The organism is Lactococcus ileimucosae (genome assembly GCF_943193185.1).
GTDB lineage: Bacteria > Bacillota > Bacilli > Lactobacillales > Streptococcaceae > Lactococcus > Lactococcus ileimucosae.
The window spans coordinates 78,378-94,621 of record NZ_CALPDE010000002.1 but is presented as its reverse complement, the minus strand read 5'-3'; the positions used below and the strand labels follow the sequence as shown (position 1 = coordinate 94,621).

8 protein-coding genes are annotated in these 16,244 nt (G+C 38.3%); all 8 read right to left on the bottom strand.

The genetic code is table 11. The features are described 5' to 3' along the window. Positions 1-45: 45 nt before the first annotated feature. Entirely contained in the window at positions 46-3,138 is a 3,093-nt protein-coding gene (locus NFR51_RS01455; protein ID WP_251711996.1) for a type I restriction endonuclease subunit R, read from the bottom strand. A 13-nt stretch (positions 3,139-3,151) separates the two neighbouring features. Beyond that, positions 3,152-3,721, bottom strand: coding sequence for a hypothetical protein (locus NFR51_RS01450; RefSeq protein ID WP_251711995.1), 570 nt, complete (start codon positions 3,719-3,721; stop codon positions 3,152-3,154). 6 nt (positions 3,722-3,727) lie between these two features. After that, entirely contained in the window at positions 3,728-4,876 is a 1,149-nt protein-coding gene (locus tag NFR51_RS01445; RefSeq protein WP_251711994.1) for a restriction endonuclease subunit S, read from the bottom strand. Next, positions 4,866-5,750 (bottom strand): DUF2806 domain-containing protein, encoded by an 885-nt coding sequence (locus NFR51_RS01440; RefSeq protein ID WP_251711993.1) that lies wholly within the window; start codon positions 5,748-5,750, stop codon positions 4,866-4,868. The genes NFR51_RS01445 and NFR51_RS01440 overlap by 11 nt, the downstream gene beginning before the upstream one ends. Before the next feature lie 60 nt (positions 5,751-5,810). Next, complete coding sequence (locus tag NFR51_RS01435) at positions 5,811-6,599, bottom strand: hypothetical protein (protein ID WP_251711992.1); 789 nt, start codon at positions 6,597-6,599, stop codon at positions 5,811-5,813. After that, positions 6,592-7,329, bottom strand: coding sequence for a Fic family protein (locus NFR51_RS01430; RefSeq protein WP_251711991.1), 738 nt, complete (start codon positions 7,327-7,329; stop codon positions 6,592-6,594). Before NFR51_RS01430 ends, NFR51_RS01435 begins: the two co-directional genes overlap by 8 nt. Continuing rightward, the gene (locus NFR51_RS01425; protein ID WP_251711990.1) at positions 7,326-8,876 is read right to left on the bottom strand and encodes a type I restriction-modification system subunit M; all 1,551 of its coding nucleotides are present in this window, start codon (positions 8,874-8,876) and stop codon (positions 7,326-7,328) included. Before NFR51_RS01425 ends, NFR51_RS01430 begins: the two co-directional genes overlap by 4 nt. 372 nt (positions 8,877-9,248) lie before the next feature. Beyond that, entirely contained in the window at positions 9,249-15,860 is a 6,612-nt protein-coding gene (locus tag NFR51_RS01420; RefSeq protein WP_277613144.1) for a mucin-binding protein, read from the bottom strand. Between the last annotated feature and the right edge of the window lie 384 nt (positions 15,861-16,244).

The following is a 16,244-nucleotide window of genomic DNA, read 5'->3' as shown; positions in this document are numbered from 1 at the left end:
AAAATTCATTATATCGAGATAAAACCACATCTTCGCTTTTTCATACTATCCACCAATTCCCTTAAATTTCTCGACAAAAGCACTTATCTTTTCAAAAACTGTTTGTTTTTTTGCATGATAAGCTGGATTTAAAGGACTCATTTTTGGCAATGTTTCATTGAGTTCATTTCCGTTTTCACTCGCATATTCTCGTTTTAGTGAAGTTTTAATATAGCGTTTTGCATTGCTTTCATTTAATCCTTCTTCTTCAATAAGTTTGAGCATCTCTTTTTGTTGTTCTTTTTGTGCAAAAGTATAAAACTTCTCAAGAATTTCTGGACGATTTTTTATTGCATTGATATTAGTGTTCTTGATGAAATCTACAATTAGACTTTCTTTCGCTCGATTTCCAACGCTAGCGCGGATCGTCCGAATGATTTCATCAATCAGTTGATCTTTATCCGAAACTTTCTTATTTGTTTCAAAAATCAATTCTAAAATATAATCTAAGTTGATTTCTTGCGACTTCAAGAGTTCCACTTCAAAAGTGACAGTATCCCAATCTACAGTTGATTCCTCTTGTTTTTGGTTCCGTCGTTCATTGGTGTACCATTCTCGAATATCGTTATAGGTCGAGCGATAGTCTTGAATTTCTCGAACATTTGGAATTTCGAGCTGTTCAAGTTCCTGAATCTTTTCATCATCTAAATAAAATTTTGCTTTGAGCTCCTCAACCGCCTGCTCATCTGATAAATCAATTTCTTGTAAAGCCTGCAATCCTGCAAATTCATCATAGTTTTGCAAAATATTATCCAGTTTTAAAAATTCGCCAAAGAGTTTAACAAATTGCTTCTTATCTGCTTCCTTAACAATTTTATCTGGTTCTGGGAATTTCTCTTTTAACTCCCGAACAACCTCCAAATAACCCCGTCTAGCTTCATCCGTTTCATCATCTTTAAAACCATTCATATATTCGTTATATGGACGTTCAAGGAGCACTTCTGCTGTTTGAGATTTTCCAAATAAAGTAATCGCTGCTTTTGTTTTGCTTTCCAAATCACGGAAGGTCACAATATTACCAAAAGATTTCGTCGCATCATAAATTCGGTTAGTCCGTGAAAAGGCTTGAATTAAACCATGATATTGCAAATTTTTATCCACAAATAAGGTATTTAATGTCGGTGCATCAAAACCTGTCAAGAACATTCCTACAACAATGAGTAAGTCAACTTCTTTATTCTTTACTCTCCTAGCCAAATCCTTATAATAATTTTGAAAACTCTTGCCATCGACAGAAAAAGAACCATTAAATTTCTTATTGTAGTCGTTAATTGCACGAGTTAAAAACTCTTTCGCACTATAATCTAAGGCTGTGGGTTCAAAAGTTTCATCTTCAATATCACCAATCGCATTTTGGTTTTCATTTGCTGCAAAAGAAAAAATGGTAGCAATCGTCAGTTTCTTCTCAGATTTTTCTTGCAATTTTTGGAGTTCTTCATAGTAAAGTTTTGCTGCTTCGACACTTGATACAGCAAACATAGCATTAAAGCCTTTTCCTGCTATTCGGTGCGTTTTCTGCGCAAAATGATTTAAGATATAGTCTGAAATTTCATGAATTCGTGTAGGATGAAGTAAGGCTTGCCGATTTTCAGCCGCTGATAATTTCTGCTCATCTGTTTCAGCTTCTAGCCTTGCAAACTGTGGGCGAACATCATTATAATCCACCATAAATTTTAGAACTTTGTGGTCGCGAATGGCATCCGTAATCACGTAAGAATGTAATTCTCGCCCAAATACAGAAGCTGTTGTTTCACTCCCCAAAGCATTTTCAGGAAAAATGGGTGTTCCTGTAAAACCAAATTGATAATAATGTTTAAACTTCTTTTTCAGATTCTTTTGTGCTTCACCAAATTGGCTACGGTGGCATTCATCAAAGATAAAGACCACTTGCTTATCATAAATCTCGTGTGCCTCTGTCGTTTTCATGAGATTATTAAGCTTTTGAATGGTCGTGACAATAATTTTATTGTCTTCTTTTTCAATATTTCGCTTCAAACCAGCTGTACTATCAGAACCATTCACACTATCTGGTGAAAAACGTTGATATTCTTTCATGGTCTGATAGTCGAGATCTTTACGATCTACCACAAAGAAAACTTTATCAATAAAGTCAAGCTCCGTCGCGAGACGGGCAGCCTTGAACGAGGTCAAGGTTTTGCCAGAACCTGTGGTGTGCCAGATATAGCCCCCTGTTTCAATTCCTGCTTTTAGTTTTGAATCATGAGCAGATTTGATTTTCCAAAGAATACGCTCCGTTGCTGCAATCTGATAGGGGCGCATAATTAAAAGGGTGTTGCTTGCATCAAACACTGAATAGTTAATCAAAACATTGAGCAGCGTTCGTTTACTCAAAAAAGTTGCCGTAAAGTCTTTCAAATCTCTAATTGGCTCATTGTCTTTACGTGCCCAATTCATGGTAAAATCAAAGGAATTTTTATCCCGCTTGGTGGTATTGGCAAAATAGAGTGTATCTGTACCGTTTGAAATCACAAAAATTTGGAGATACTTGAAAAGTGAAGATTCACCGTTAAAACTCTCTTTACTGTAACGATGAATCTGATTAAAGGCTTCAACTATCGACACCCCACGCTTTTTCAGCTCAATCTGTACCAAAGGTAAACCATTCACTAAAATCGTCACATCATAACGATTGGCATGGCTACCTTTTTGCTTCATTTGATTGATGACTTGCACTTTATTACGCGCAATATTTTTCTTATCCAATAGATAGATATTTTGAATATGACCATCATCAAAAATAAAGTCATAAACGTGATCATCATGAATTTTACGTGTGCATTCAACGATACCATCACTTGGTTTATTGATATACTCTGATAAAAGGCGTTTCCACTCATTATCTGAAAAATGAACAGCATTCAAGTCTTCTAGTTGCACACGCAAATTTCCTAATAATGCTTCTGGTGTCACTAAATAATTAGCATAATCATAGCCTTGCTGCTGTAAATCTGAAATCATCTCACGTTCAAGGTCTGCCTCTGACTGGAAATTTCCTTTTTGTTCGAGTTTTGTCCATTTGTCTAGGACGATGAAATTGTTGGATTCGATGATAGGGGAAGTTTCGTTTAGTTCTTGCATAGTTAGCACCTTTTTAATCTTTTTTCGAATTATTAATTATAATATTAGAAATCAAATTTTTTCTTATTCCACCTGCACCTGCGTCTCGTCTCATTTCTGATACTACTTTTTCCATCAAATCTATTTGTATTTCACTAGCTACCGTGCTATCTGTGATTGCTTTCCAATATTTAACAAAAGATTTATAAGTTCTCTTTGAACCATAAAGTAATAAGGTTTGTTTAAACTGATTTAACCTGTTTGGTAAATCATCAATTTCTTGACCATTGGCTTCTAAAATATCAAAAAATATTTTTAAAAAATCCTCATATGACTCTTGTCTTTTACCTGCCAAATACTTCCTCAACTCAAATTTATGATCTGAACGTTTAGATAGCAGATTTGCCACAAAAGTAGTAACCGCACCTATTATTGCAACAATTATTACTGCATCTAAGCTTTTAAGTGGCTTTAATAAATTAATGAACCATTTTAAAATATCTGGGAAATGATAAACTCCTAATCCAGTAATTACCAGCACTCCAATAATTATTAACCAAGCAAAGATGACACCAATAATATTTCCAATTTTCTCACTATTCATGTGTATTTAATATTCTTTCTTAAAACTTAATAACTGTTCACGCCAATATTCATATTGTTTTTGTCGCAGTTCAATCTCACGTGGCAAACCTTCTGATAAATCTGATGTGAGTTTGTCAAACTTGTCGAGAATTTCGACGATGCGTTTTTGTTCTGACAGAGCTGGTACGGGAATTTTGATATTCTCAAACGATATTTTTGACAATCTTGGCACACTTGCTCTTCTAACTTTTGACTTGATAGAATTTTGCTTTGTCAGCAAAAAGTGGTAGAGATAACGACTCATCAAATTTGACGGAACTGTCAGAACTGACACATCATCAGCTGCCCAGAAATTTTCAGACATATAGCCAATTTCTCCAGCAGCACCAGCACAAATAATGAAAGTATTGTCTCCCTCAAAATTGTACTGGTGATAATATCCCATAGGTGTCATACTATTTTGATAAACTGGATATTCCCCAACTTCTTCAAGATCGTTTTTGACAAGACGTTTTCCTCGCTTAATTTCAGAAATTTCTCCTAAAGATCTCCACTCAACACTGAGTTCCTCGAGTGACTCCTCCGAGTTACTCAGCGGGTTAGCATCTGCGCCAAAGCTCAAAAGCTGGTCACGATAGTAAGAATATTGCTTTTGACGTAACGTCAGCTCCGTCGTCAGCTCCGTCGTCAGCTCCGTAACATAATCTATCATTTTGTCAAGGATTTCGACCACTTTTTGCTGGATTTCAAGGGAGGGGATGGGGATTTCAAAGCGTGCCACATCTTTTGCATATACGTGTGGAACGCCACCTCCTGATTTTAAAGCATGAATTTTATCTTGGATACTTAACAAGAAATGATAAGCATATCTTGGAAGAACAATCTTTTTGTTTGTCTTAACCGAAAAAGCATCTGAAACAAAAATAGGTTCGTTCCAAAACATTACAAAACCAGCATATGCACCAGATCCTGCAACTGTGATAGTTTCTCCCTCTCTATTGAACTTATCAATGAAGTATGCAGGTTGCTGACCACCGGAAATAACAGGATATTTTCCCTCAACAGCAGTTTTTTTGGTTACAGAAGTTCCTCGTTTTAATTCTGCCACTTCTCCAAAGGTTTTCCATTCCACATCTGCATCTCGGATAAGATATAAAAGATTCTTATTTTCCAATGTCTTCATCTCCTTCAAACTCAACTTGTTTATACTTCAAATACTCTTTGAGTTTTTCCAGATAAGTCTCATCTTCTTCAAAATCAACAAGACTAGCAATACTCCTTCCAACATCTGTAAGTAAAATATCACCTGTTGGTAGTCGCTTGCCAGGAAATTTAGTTATTTTTATTTGCTTACTTCCATACAGCAAAACAATATTTGGAAACTGCTCATATTCAATAGTTTTTATATAACCACTATTATCGTAATGCAGTAACCCAAATGTTTCTAACTCATTAACAATACCAAAATTTATCCCTAAATTTTTGAATGAAGTATTAATATCCTTTGCCGGCAAAAATATCTGTTGTCCTAAAAAAATCGGTTGTTGACTATTCTTTGGAAAGCCTAACATCGTTACTCTCATTTTTGACAAGTTTGAAAATATCTGAGCTAGCTGTACTGGTAGCTCTGTCAGAATGCGAACAACTTGCTTAGGAAAAGTCCCTGGTTGTTCAAATTCTCCAGCGAGGACTCTCCCCCACAAAAGCTGAGTCTCTTTATCTGTCACAAATTTTGCAGAATCCATAAATCGTGCTAACCATTCATCATCAATGTTGGAGCTGTCACTAAAGTTAGTTCCTTCTTTAGCATTTTCAATAGCAATTTTTGAAATTTCTTGTTGATTTTGATATTCCTTGATTTTCTTCTTTGCATCTAAAGTGGCAAAAAGTTTTTCATCTGCTGACAAATTACTTTTTTCAACACTTGCAATATAATTTTCAAGAGCTTGTTTCTCAACTCCAACATATGGAAAGAGCTTAGAAAATAGAATTGTCAATTTATCTAAGGCATTATTCGCAAATTTTTCTGGAAACCAGTTAATATCCATTTAGCCTACTCCTTTATATTCCTATCAGTACTGATAGAGCATTTTTCTCTGTCATAGAATTCATTCATATCCCGAGCTCAAAATATTCATCCGTTGAACAATTTTAATATTTTGTGTTACAACTTTATAATCTTTCGTTTTTAGTTCCTCAATATTACTATTCAAATTATTTAATGAAAAAACCTCAAAGTTAGCATCATAGGGAAATGCCATATTGCTATCTGCATCTTCTGCAACGATAATATAACTAATCTTATCTCGATAATTTTGAATCAACTCCAGAAAATCTTTGTCAAAACTCGCACGATAAGGTAAGAAATTCCTACTTTGATTTTTCCAAAGACTTTTAGATACATTTTCCATACTAAGCACCCCATCTGTAAACTGAACCAAAAAAACTGGTGTAATATATTCTTGCTGATATTTATCCAGACTTTCAAGATGATTTTCAATATTTCTTTTCAAAGAATTCAGTAAATTAGTATGAGAATGTTGAACTACCGAATGTTCTTCATATAAATTACTCATTTCTCCTTTTTCATTCAAGTTTTGAAGTTCTTTCTCCTCTTGTTTTCTAAATTCTCTCTCATGCTTGTTTTCGGTAACTAAATGCTGAGACCCTTTTCTATTTTCATTAGCCGATGTTACTTGAAAATGCTCAATAAAACCATTTTTAAAAATCAAATCTGGAAATTCATTAGGTTCATTATTTCTCTGTGCTTCTAGGATAGCTATTTTCAAATATTCAATTTCTTTCTCACTACATCCATAAAAGGTTGTATGTCCCTCAATACTTCCTAAACTTTTTTGAATTAAACGTAAGCAAGTGATTTCCTTATCTTTACTCATTTCCCACCTCAATATCCGGATAAAAATACCCCACCCACTCTTTATAAACATCTTGCGCAGCCAGACAAGTCTCAATCAAATAACCTGGCTGAGTCGCAAACTCACGCAAACCGCGATAATAAAACAACTTTTTATCATTATCAATCACAAAAGGTACAATATCATTCTTCAAACATTCCCTAAAAAGAATCAAACGTCCAACACGACCATTGCCATCTTGGAAAGGATGAATCCGCTCAAAATGCTCATGAAAAGCAATCAAATCATTAAAAGTAACTCCTGATTTCACCAGATAATCATCAAGAAGGTTTGAAATATCTGAAGCAACATTTTCTGGTAAACTCGTTTTAATATCACCGACTTCATTAGGGATTTTTTTCCAGTCGCCAACATTAAAATAAGCTTTGTGACTGTCGCTCGTGCCTTCTTTTAGAATTTTATGAAACGTTTTGATGATTTTCTTGCTCAAATCTTCGTCAATCGTTTCAAGTAAATAGTCAAATGCTCGAAAGTGATTGCTAGTTTCGATAATATCATCGACTGGTAAACCGTCCGCATCAAAACCAATCGTCTTTGTCTCAAAGACATAACGGGTTTGCTCTTCAGTCAGTTTACTGCCCTCAATTCGGTTGGAATTGTAAGTCAAACTGACTTGCGTTTTGTGATAGAGACCGCCTTTAAGTCCGTTTTTCCGTTCCTCTAGTAGTTTTACTAAAATCTGATTTTTCATTTGCTCAACTCCTGCACTATCTCATCAATCTCAGACCGGAGTTTTGTTATCTTCTCAACAGTCGTCTTGATATCCTTATTAAGCACTTCAATATCAATCTTTTCCGTCAAATCCTCTGCTTCCACATAGCTAGAAACAGAGAGGTTATAGTTATTTTCGACAATCGCATCAAATTTGACAGCTTTTGCAAAATAGTCCAACTCTTCTTTTTTATCAAAATGGGAAAGGATTTTATCGATATTATCTGGCGTTAAGATGTTATTATTGGTTTCTTTTTTGAACTCCTTACTGGCATCAATAAAAAATGTATCAGTATTAGGCTTATTTTTTGCCAAAATCAAGATACAAGTGGCGATACTTGTCCCAAAGAAAAGATTTGCAGGTAACTGGATAACGGCTTCCACAAAGTTATTATCAATCAAATATTTACGAATCTTTTGCTCAGCACCCCCACGATAAAAAATCCCTGGGAAAGTAACAATAGCCGCACGTCCTTTGGACGACAAATAACTTAAAGCGTGCATGATAAAAGCGAAATCTGCTTTTGATTTCGGCGCTAAAACACCTGCTGGACTAAAGCGGTCATCATTAATTAAAGTTGGATCATCTGAACCAATCCATTTGATAGAATAAGGCGGATTAGAGACAATGGCATCAAAGGGCTTATCATCATTGTGCAATGGATTGATAAGTGTATCCCCACGTTTAATATCAAATTTATCATAGTTGATATTATGCAAAAACATATTCATACGTGCAAGGTTATAAGTGGTCATATTGATTTCTTGACCAAAGAAACCTTCTTCAATGATATGCTCTGAGAATTGCTTTCTCGCTTGAAGCAAAAGAGAGCCAGAGCCACAAGCAGGGTCATAGATTTTATTGATTTTATTATGTTCATCTTTACCTAGCATGACAATTTTAGCCAGTAGTTTTGAGACAGATTGGGGGGTAAAAAACTCGCCGCCTGATTTACCTGCATTTGAGGCATAGTTTGAAATCAAAAACTCATAAGCATCACCAAAAAGGTCGATTTGATTATCTTCAAAGCGACCAAAATTAAGTTGATTGATGCCTTCAAGGACATCGGCTAAGCGTTTATTTTTCTCTGCAACCGTATTTCCTAGGCGATTACTTGTTGTATCCAAATCATCAAACAAGCCCTTAATATCATTTTCAGAAGCATAGCCAGTCGCACTTGATTCAATAGCGGCGAAAATCGCTTTGAGGTCTGTATTTAAATCATCATTTTCACGTGCCGTCTTCACAACATTTGAAAAAAGTTGACTTGGCGCAATGTAATAACCTTTCGTTTTTACTGCATCATCAATAATTTCAGGAGTAATTGCCTCATCTGGGTAATCCGCATAATGAACTTCTGGATCACCCGCTTCTATATAATTTTGAAAGTTTTCACTGATAAAACGGTAGAACAAAATCCCTAAAATATACTGTTTAAAGTCCCAACCGTCCACAGCGCCACGAACTTGGTCAGCAATAGACCAGATATTTCGTTGTAGTTCTTGTCTTTGATTTTGTGCTGTCATATTTTTCTCCAGATTTCTTATACTGCCTCTTATTTTACCATTTTATAAAGTATTATTCAGCTTGAAAAAGAACCAAAAAACCGCCAGCATCAGCTAACGGTTTAATTTAATATAAAACCACCCGTTTTACGGGTGGTTTTAACTTGTAGCGCTCTCGCTAAAGGATACCTCGTGTTTCTTAACACTAAGCTTGTGGAGAGAAATATCGTACTTTCCTGTTCTTGAACATATTTTGCAACTGTTTTCTCATTTCTAGTAATATAGTCGCTTTCTGCCTAAGAGATTCTCTTTAGCTTGTAGAGGTGAGGAAAGTTACGTAACATTTCTCAGCAGTTCCTAACATAACTCCTGCTTTTCTTCATGAAGCTACTATTAGTCTTCTTTTCTCTTACGCTTCTTGGCAAGAAGAATAGAAGTCACTACAGCTAACAAGCCTAATACTCCCCATACAAGTGATGCTAAGAGGCTCTCTCCAGTTGCAGGAAGTTTCTTCTCTACTTTTGTTGATTTTGTATTATTATCAACATTTTTCTGGCCTGTAGACTTATCACTTTCTGGTTTATCCTTATTAGAATTGTCACTCTCATCTTTTGGTTTTTGTTCATAATAAACATCAACCTCAGTTGAATCCGTATCTGGAGTGACTGTCACCTTATCCACCTCACTCACAGAAGGTGAACCGTAGCCTTGCGTACTGTAGTCTGGAGAAACAACCTTATCCCATGAATCAGAAGTCGTAGTCCATGAAGCCGCATCTTCTGTCGTGTCCACTTTGCCGTCACCATTGGTGTCATAGCCAAGCAGCTCACCTGTTACTTTGTCCACAACAGCGGTACGGGTGTAGGTCACGGTTTGGACCTCTTGTTTGAGGACCTTACCTGTCTTCTTGTTTACATAGTTGATGGTCCGGGTGATGGTCTTCGAAAGGGAAGACTTGTCGGTACCTTCTGGCCACTTCGGTCCGTCTGGACGATTTGGATCAATTGGACTACCCGGTGTGCCCGGTTGTTCTGGAGTGACAGATGTAGTTTCATGCTCATAATAAACATTAACCTCAGACGAGTCTGTATCTGGAGTGACAGTTTCTTTAGCCACCTCGCTCACAGAAGGTGCACCGTAACCTTGAGCACTATAGTCTGGAGAAACAAGTTTGTCCCAGACATTAGAAGTCGTCGTCCATGAAGCCGCATCTTCTGTCGTGTCCACTTTGCCATCCCCATTGGTGTCATAGCCAAGCAGCTCACCTGTTACTTTGTCCACAACAGCGGTACGGGTGTAGGTCACGGTTTGGACTTCTTGTTTGAGGACCTTGCCTGTCTTCTTGTCTACATAGTTGATGGTACGGGTGATGGTCTTAGAAAGGGAAGACTTGTCGGTACCTTCTGGCCACTTTGGTCCATCTGGACGGTTTGGATCAATTGGACTACCTGGAGTGCCCGGCTGTTCTGGAGTTACAGATGTAGTTTCATGCTCATAATAAACATTAACCTCAGACGAGTCTGTATCTGGAGTGACAGTTTCTTTAGCCACCTCGCTCACAGAAGGTGAACCGTAGCCTTGCGCACTGTAGTCTGGAGAAACAAGCTTGTCCCAGACATCAGAAGTCGTCGTCCATGAAGCGGAATCATCTGTTGTGTCTACTTTTCCGTCACCATTGGTGTCATAGCCAAGCAGTTCGCCTGTTACTTTGTCCACAACAGCGGTACGGGTGTAGGTCACGGTTTGAACCTCTTGTTTGAGGACCTTACCTGTCTTCTTGTCTACATAGTTGATGGTCCGGGTGATGGTCTTCGAAAGGGAAGACTTGTCGGTACCTTCTGGCCACTTCGGTCCATCTGGACGATTTGGATCAATTGGACTACCCGGTGTGCCCGGTTGTTCTGGAGTTACAGATGTAGTTTCATGCTCATAATAAACATTAACCTCAGACGAGTCTGTATCTGGAGTGACAGTTTCTTTAGCCACTTCAGCCACAGAAGGTGAACCGTAGCCTTGCGCACTGTAGTCTGGAGAAACAAGCTTATCCCAGACATTAGAAGTCGTCGTCCATGAAGCCGCATCTTCTGTTGTGTCCACTTTGCCGTCACCATTGGTGTCATAGCCAAGCAGCTCACCCGTTACTTTGTCCACAACAGCAGTACGGGTATAAGTTACGGTTTGGACTTCTTGTTTGAGAACCTTACCTGTCTTCTTGTCTACATAGTTGATGGTCCGGGTGATGGTCTTCGAAAGGGAAGACTTGTCGGTACCTTCTGGCCACTTTGGTCCATCTGGACGATTTGGGTCAATTGGACTACCCGGTGTGCCCGGGTGTTCTGGAGTTACAGATGTAGTTTCATGCTCATAATAAACATTGACCTCTGCGCTCTTACTGTCTGGAGTGACAGTCACCTTATCCACCTCACTCACAGAAGGGGAACCGTAGCCTTGCGCACTGTAGTCTGGAGAAACAAGTTTGTCCCAGACATTAGAAGTCGTCGTCCATGAAGCCGCATCTTCTGTTGTGTCCACTTTGCCATCCCCATTGGTGTCATAGCCAAGCAGTTCGCCTGTTACTTTGTCCACAACAGCGGTACGGGTGTAGGTCACGGTTTGGACTTCTTGTTTGAGGACCTTGCCTGTCTCCTTGTCTACATAATTGATGGTACGGGTGATGGTCTTCGAAAGGGAAGACTTGTCGGTATCTTCTGGCCACTTCGGTCCGTCTGGACGATTTGGATCAATTGGACTACCCGGTGTGCCCGGGTGTTCTGGAGTGACAGATGTAGTTTCATGCTCATAATAAACATTAACCTCAGACGAGTCTGTATCTGGAGTGACAGTTTCTTTAGCCACCTCGCTCACAGAAGGTGCACCGTAACCTTGAGCACTATAGTCTGGAGAAACAAGTTTGTCCCAGACATCAGAAGTCGTCGTCCATGAAGCGGAATCATCTGTTGTGTCTACTTTTCCGTCACCATTGGTGTCATAGCCGAGCAACTCACCTGTTACTTTGTCCACAACAGCGGTACGGGTGTAGGTCACGGTTTGGACTTCTTGTTTGAGAACCTTGCCTGTCTTCTTGTCTACATAGTTGATGGTCCGGGTGATGGTCTTAGAAAGGGAAGACTTGTCAGTACCTTCTGGCCACTTCGGTCCATCTGGACGATTTGGGTCAATTGGACTGCCTGGGGTACCCGGGTGTTCTGGGGTTGCAGGTGTGGTCAAATGAGACAAGTATATGTTTACTATTTGGTCTTGGCTCTTATCGTTATCAAACTTAGATGGTAACTTATCAACACTGTCTACTTTGTAACCTTTACTTTCATAAGCTTCAGCAATTTTTTGCAAATCTTCCTGAGTCTTACTCAATGGTGCATCAGTGTCACCACTGTCAAATAAAACTGAACTTTCTAGGTTAGTTTTTGTTGTGTCATCAATAACATTGTACAAAACTCTTTGGTTCTGAGCTTTCACATAAACGTATTCATCCTGTGTAACGTTTGAATCAAAATCATAACTACCACTTGTTGCCCCTGGATCTGCACTCACTAAATCATACCCTTTAGGGACAGCAAGAGTGTTTGTATAAGTTTCTCCAGAGTAACCGGTTAATGTTTGAAGAGCATCTTTTAATTCTATGCCATCTTCAGGTTTCCAATCACTTGTTTTATCACTTCCACTTACATTAATATAATGGATTTGAACTTTTTGTTCGTCTTTAGCATAGAGATAAGTGACATCATTAGTATCATCAGTCAACGTTCCAGAAGCAGGAGCAGAGTTTTGAGCTAGGCCTTTATAAGTGTATCCTGGAATATCTTTTTTCTGAGATTGATACGCTTTATAAGCTGGATTCGTTCCATTAGTATCTACCCCAGTAATGGTTTCCGTATCTGCTAATACTTTACCGTTTGAAGTTGTACCATCTGTTGTTTCTACATAATGTACATTAATCTGCGGAATACCATAAATCTGAGCTTTCATTGGGGTATTTGTGCTTAAGTCACTGCCCTCAATTGCACCCTTAGCATAACTGTAGCTTTGTACAGTTGCAGTGTCAGCAATCTTCGTATTTTTAATGTCAGCAACTGCTACAGGTAGATAGCCCGCCAATACAGTTTGAGAGGCTAGTTTATCTGAAACAAGGGCAACAGAACGTACTGTAGACCAATCATTCACTTTACTCTCATCTACCCAATCGCTGGTCGTTAAATCTAGCGATTGATAGGAGCCATTTTTAGGAAGAGAATACGCTTTTGTAGAGTAGAGCACTCTTGCACCTGATCCCTGAATTTCATTTACAGGTCCTGTTAAGTTAAGTGTAAATTTATCACCGTTTTCAACACTTGGTAAAACAGCAACTTCTTGGGCATTTGTATAGTCTCCAGGTGAACCATTGGTCACTGATAACATAATACGTCCAGAGTTGTTATCGTCTGAGTCATCAGATTTCAACCCTCTGTCAAAGCCAGCACTCCCAGTTTTCTCCGTGTAAAAAGTATTTTCCCCTGTTTTGCTTCCCGCTATTCCTACTTTTGCAGCAATATGAGCTGGAGCTGTAACTGTCCATTTCATCCCAGTTGAACCATCATAAGTTTTTCCACCGTAGACAGGATGAAGCGCATCCTTATTGTTGTCTATCAATTGTGAAATCCAATGAGAAGTTACACCAGTTGCGGGAGCGGCGATATCGCTAACTTTCCACGGCAACGCATCTGGAAACATAAACGCCCTATCTGGGTTTGTGTCTGCTGGGATTGTAACAGTGTATTGTGAGAAATCTAATTTTGTTAAATGTTCACCAGTCGTCGGATCTATTCCCATATCAGTAATCACCGGAGAATATTTCTTCCCATTATATATCCAGCCCCAATTTCCAAGTCTACTTTGATCAAGGTCTATCATTCCTTTATCAACACTACTTATGATTATGGTAGGCAATTTAACATCAGCTGTAGCTCCGGCAATAGCTGTTCCAGGGATTAATATTCTTCCGTCTATACTGTTACTCAAGGTTGTTTCTTTATTAAGCAACGTCCACTTCGCTCCAGTAGTAAACGTTTGTCCCTGAGTATATGTACCAGAGATATTGTAGTCAAGTGTGTTCCTTACACTAAATTGTGAAGAACTTACTGCACTTTCATCAAAGTATTTTAAATGTCCGACCACGCTTATATCAGTATTAGAGGTCACACTGTGAACGTCTAGCTGAATAGGAACTCGGTCTCCGTTATTATAAGCGCCGTCTTCAATAACAGCATTTCTTAACTGAACTTGAATGTTATTTCCTGCAAGGACTTTAGCTTGGGCTGAGATACTTTTAATATGCGCTCCGGCCGCAATAGCGGAAGTAATAGCTGCATCAGCACTATTCAAGGAGCTCACTGTGTACGTACTGCCATTGTCCATAACAACAGTAAAAGGCCCATTGTTATTCTCATTTCCACTATCACTTACAATTCCTCTTGAAATGGTAGAGAGAATAATATCCGTTGTATTTCCACACCATTTTTCTGGAAGTGTTACTTTATAATCCCGCAGCTCATTTGTCTGGTTTACAGTTGTATCCAAGAAATCAACTGCCACTGTAGGAAGGGTTGTAATTTTGTTGACAGATGTGTCTGATGTCTTTCCTGTGACAAATCCTGTTACTCCCGTATCTTTACTGATTGTTTTTGAATAAAAGCCTGCATGGTCTAAATCTAAGCTATTTGTATCATAGCCTTCTAAAACCCCGCCATATTTTGCAGTCATCGTACCTGGGTTTGCAGAACCAATAGTGATATCAGAAAAACTTCCTCTACTTACAGGAATATTTCCAACTGTTCCATCATAATATTGTGGATGAAGAGATAAGTCCGTTGAGAAATTATATGTACCAGCTTCAGTTCCTGTGGCAAAATAGCCGTACAAGTACAGAAAAGCTTCATTGTACCGGTTGTAACCTCCACCAACTATATCAGATACGATGATGTCAGAACCTGCTCCTCCTGGTTGTGTCAAACCGCTTGGAATTGGTGGAACTGCACCTCCGTCTGTTGGAGCATTGGCTTGAGTGTCTAAATAATTAGCAACAGAAGCTCCTGTAAGGACAAATCCCTTTGGTACATGAATGACACCTGACATTTTAGCATGTATTGCTTGGGTAATTTGTTGACTTGAATCCGTAAAATCTGGAGTTGTCTTTATGCCTAAAACAAAGTTATATATTGAATTTCCATCTGCTGTAAAGACATTATTAGACACTGCTGTGTTATGAACTCTGGCAGTTGCACTACTTGTTGTAGGATTTACCGCAATGATGTTACCCGAAACAGTTGTCGTGTCACTGGTTACAGTCACGGGTAAAGCAGTAGAACCAGGAGCAAATTGGGCGTTGTCTCCCTGAGTTCCAAAATAGTAAGAAACATTGAACGATGCAGTGATATCAGTTGTTGCCCTATAAGTTAATACTGTGTTTTTCCCACTTTGTGATTTTGACACAGTCATACCTGCAACAGCATCATATGTTGAGACCACTATTCCTTTAGGAACAGTTATTGTTATCACTTGCCCAGCAGTAAAATTACCTGCAACTCCAAATTGTTTAGATTCGGCTGGACTACTCGGCCATCCTACACCATCAGATGTCAGATTAAAACTGACATCATTTTCAGTAGTTGTCGTACTCGCATCCATATCTAAACTAAGATTCATAGCTTCTGCTGCAGCTGTAGATACTCTGCGTAGTTTTCCTACTCCTTCGGTACTGCTTCCCTTATCTGTTTCTGTTGAAGCGGACTCATCTGTAACTGTGTTCGGCTTAACAGTATCAGCTGATGAACCAGTATTTAAGTCACTCGCGACAGAAGTTTCTCCCTCTAAAGGATGAGTAATGACATCCGCAGCACCTAATATATCAGATGGTCCGAACAATACCATAATAAATACTGCACCGGATACACACCATTTCTTCCCGGATTTCCACATCCTGAATCCTTTGATACATTTATTTTTGAACATCCTTAGTTCCTCAAACCTTTCATTTTTATGGTTCTTTTAATTTTAAATTTTATACAAAAAAGCCCTCTGCCTCCTGTCTTCCAAAAAATTGTTTTGGGGGCGAACTTCTCCTTTCCTAAATTTATCATAATAAAATTTCTAATTCAAGGTTTTTAATTTATCTTTCATTTCTTTTTGAAGTTTCTACCGTTACATTTAGGTTAAAACAATATTCACTTTGAGCTTACTTTTCTGATAGAGTTTACTTGCCTATACACAAAAAATCGAGAAACTGATATTTCTCGATTTCACTGTTACAGGACATCACCCTCACAACTTTCACTAGCAATTATTAATGAATTCTAAATTTTTTGAGTATTCCTGATAAATGCTGTTAATTCTCTG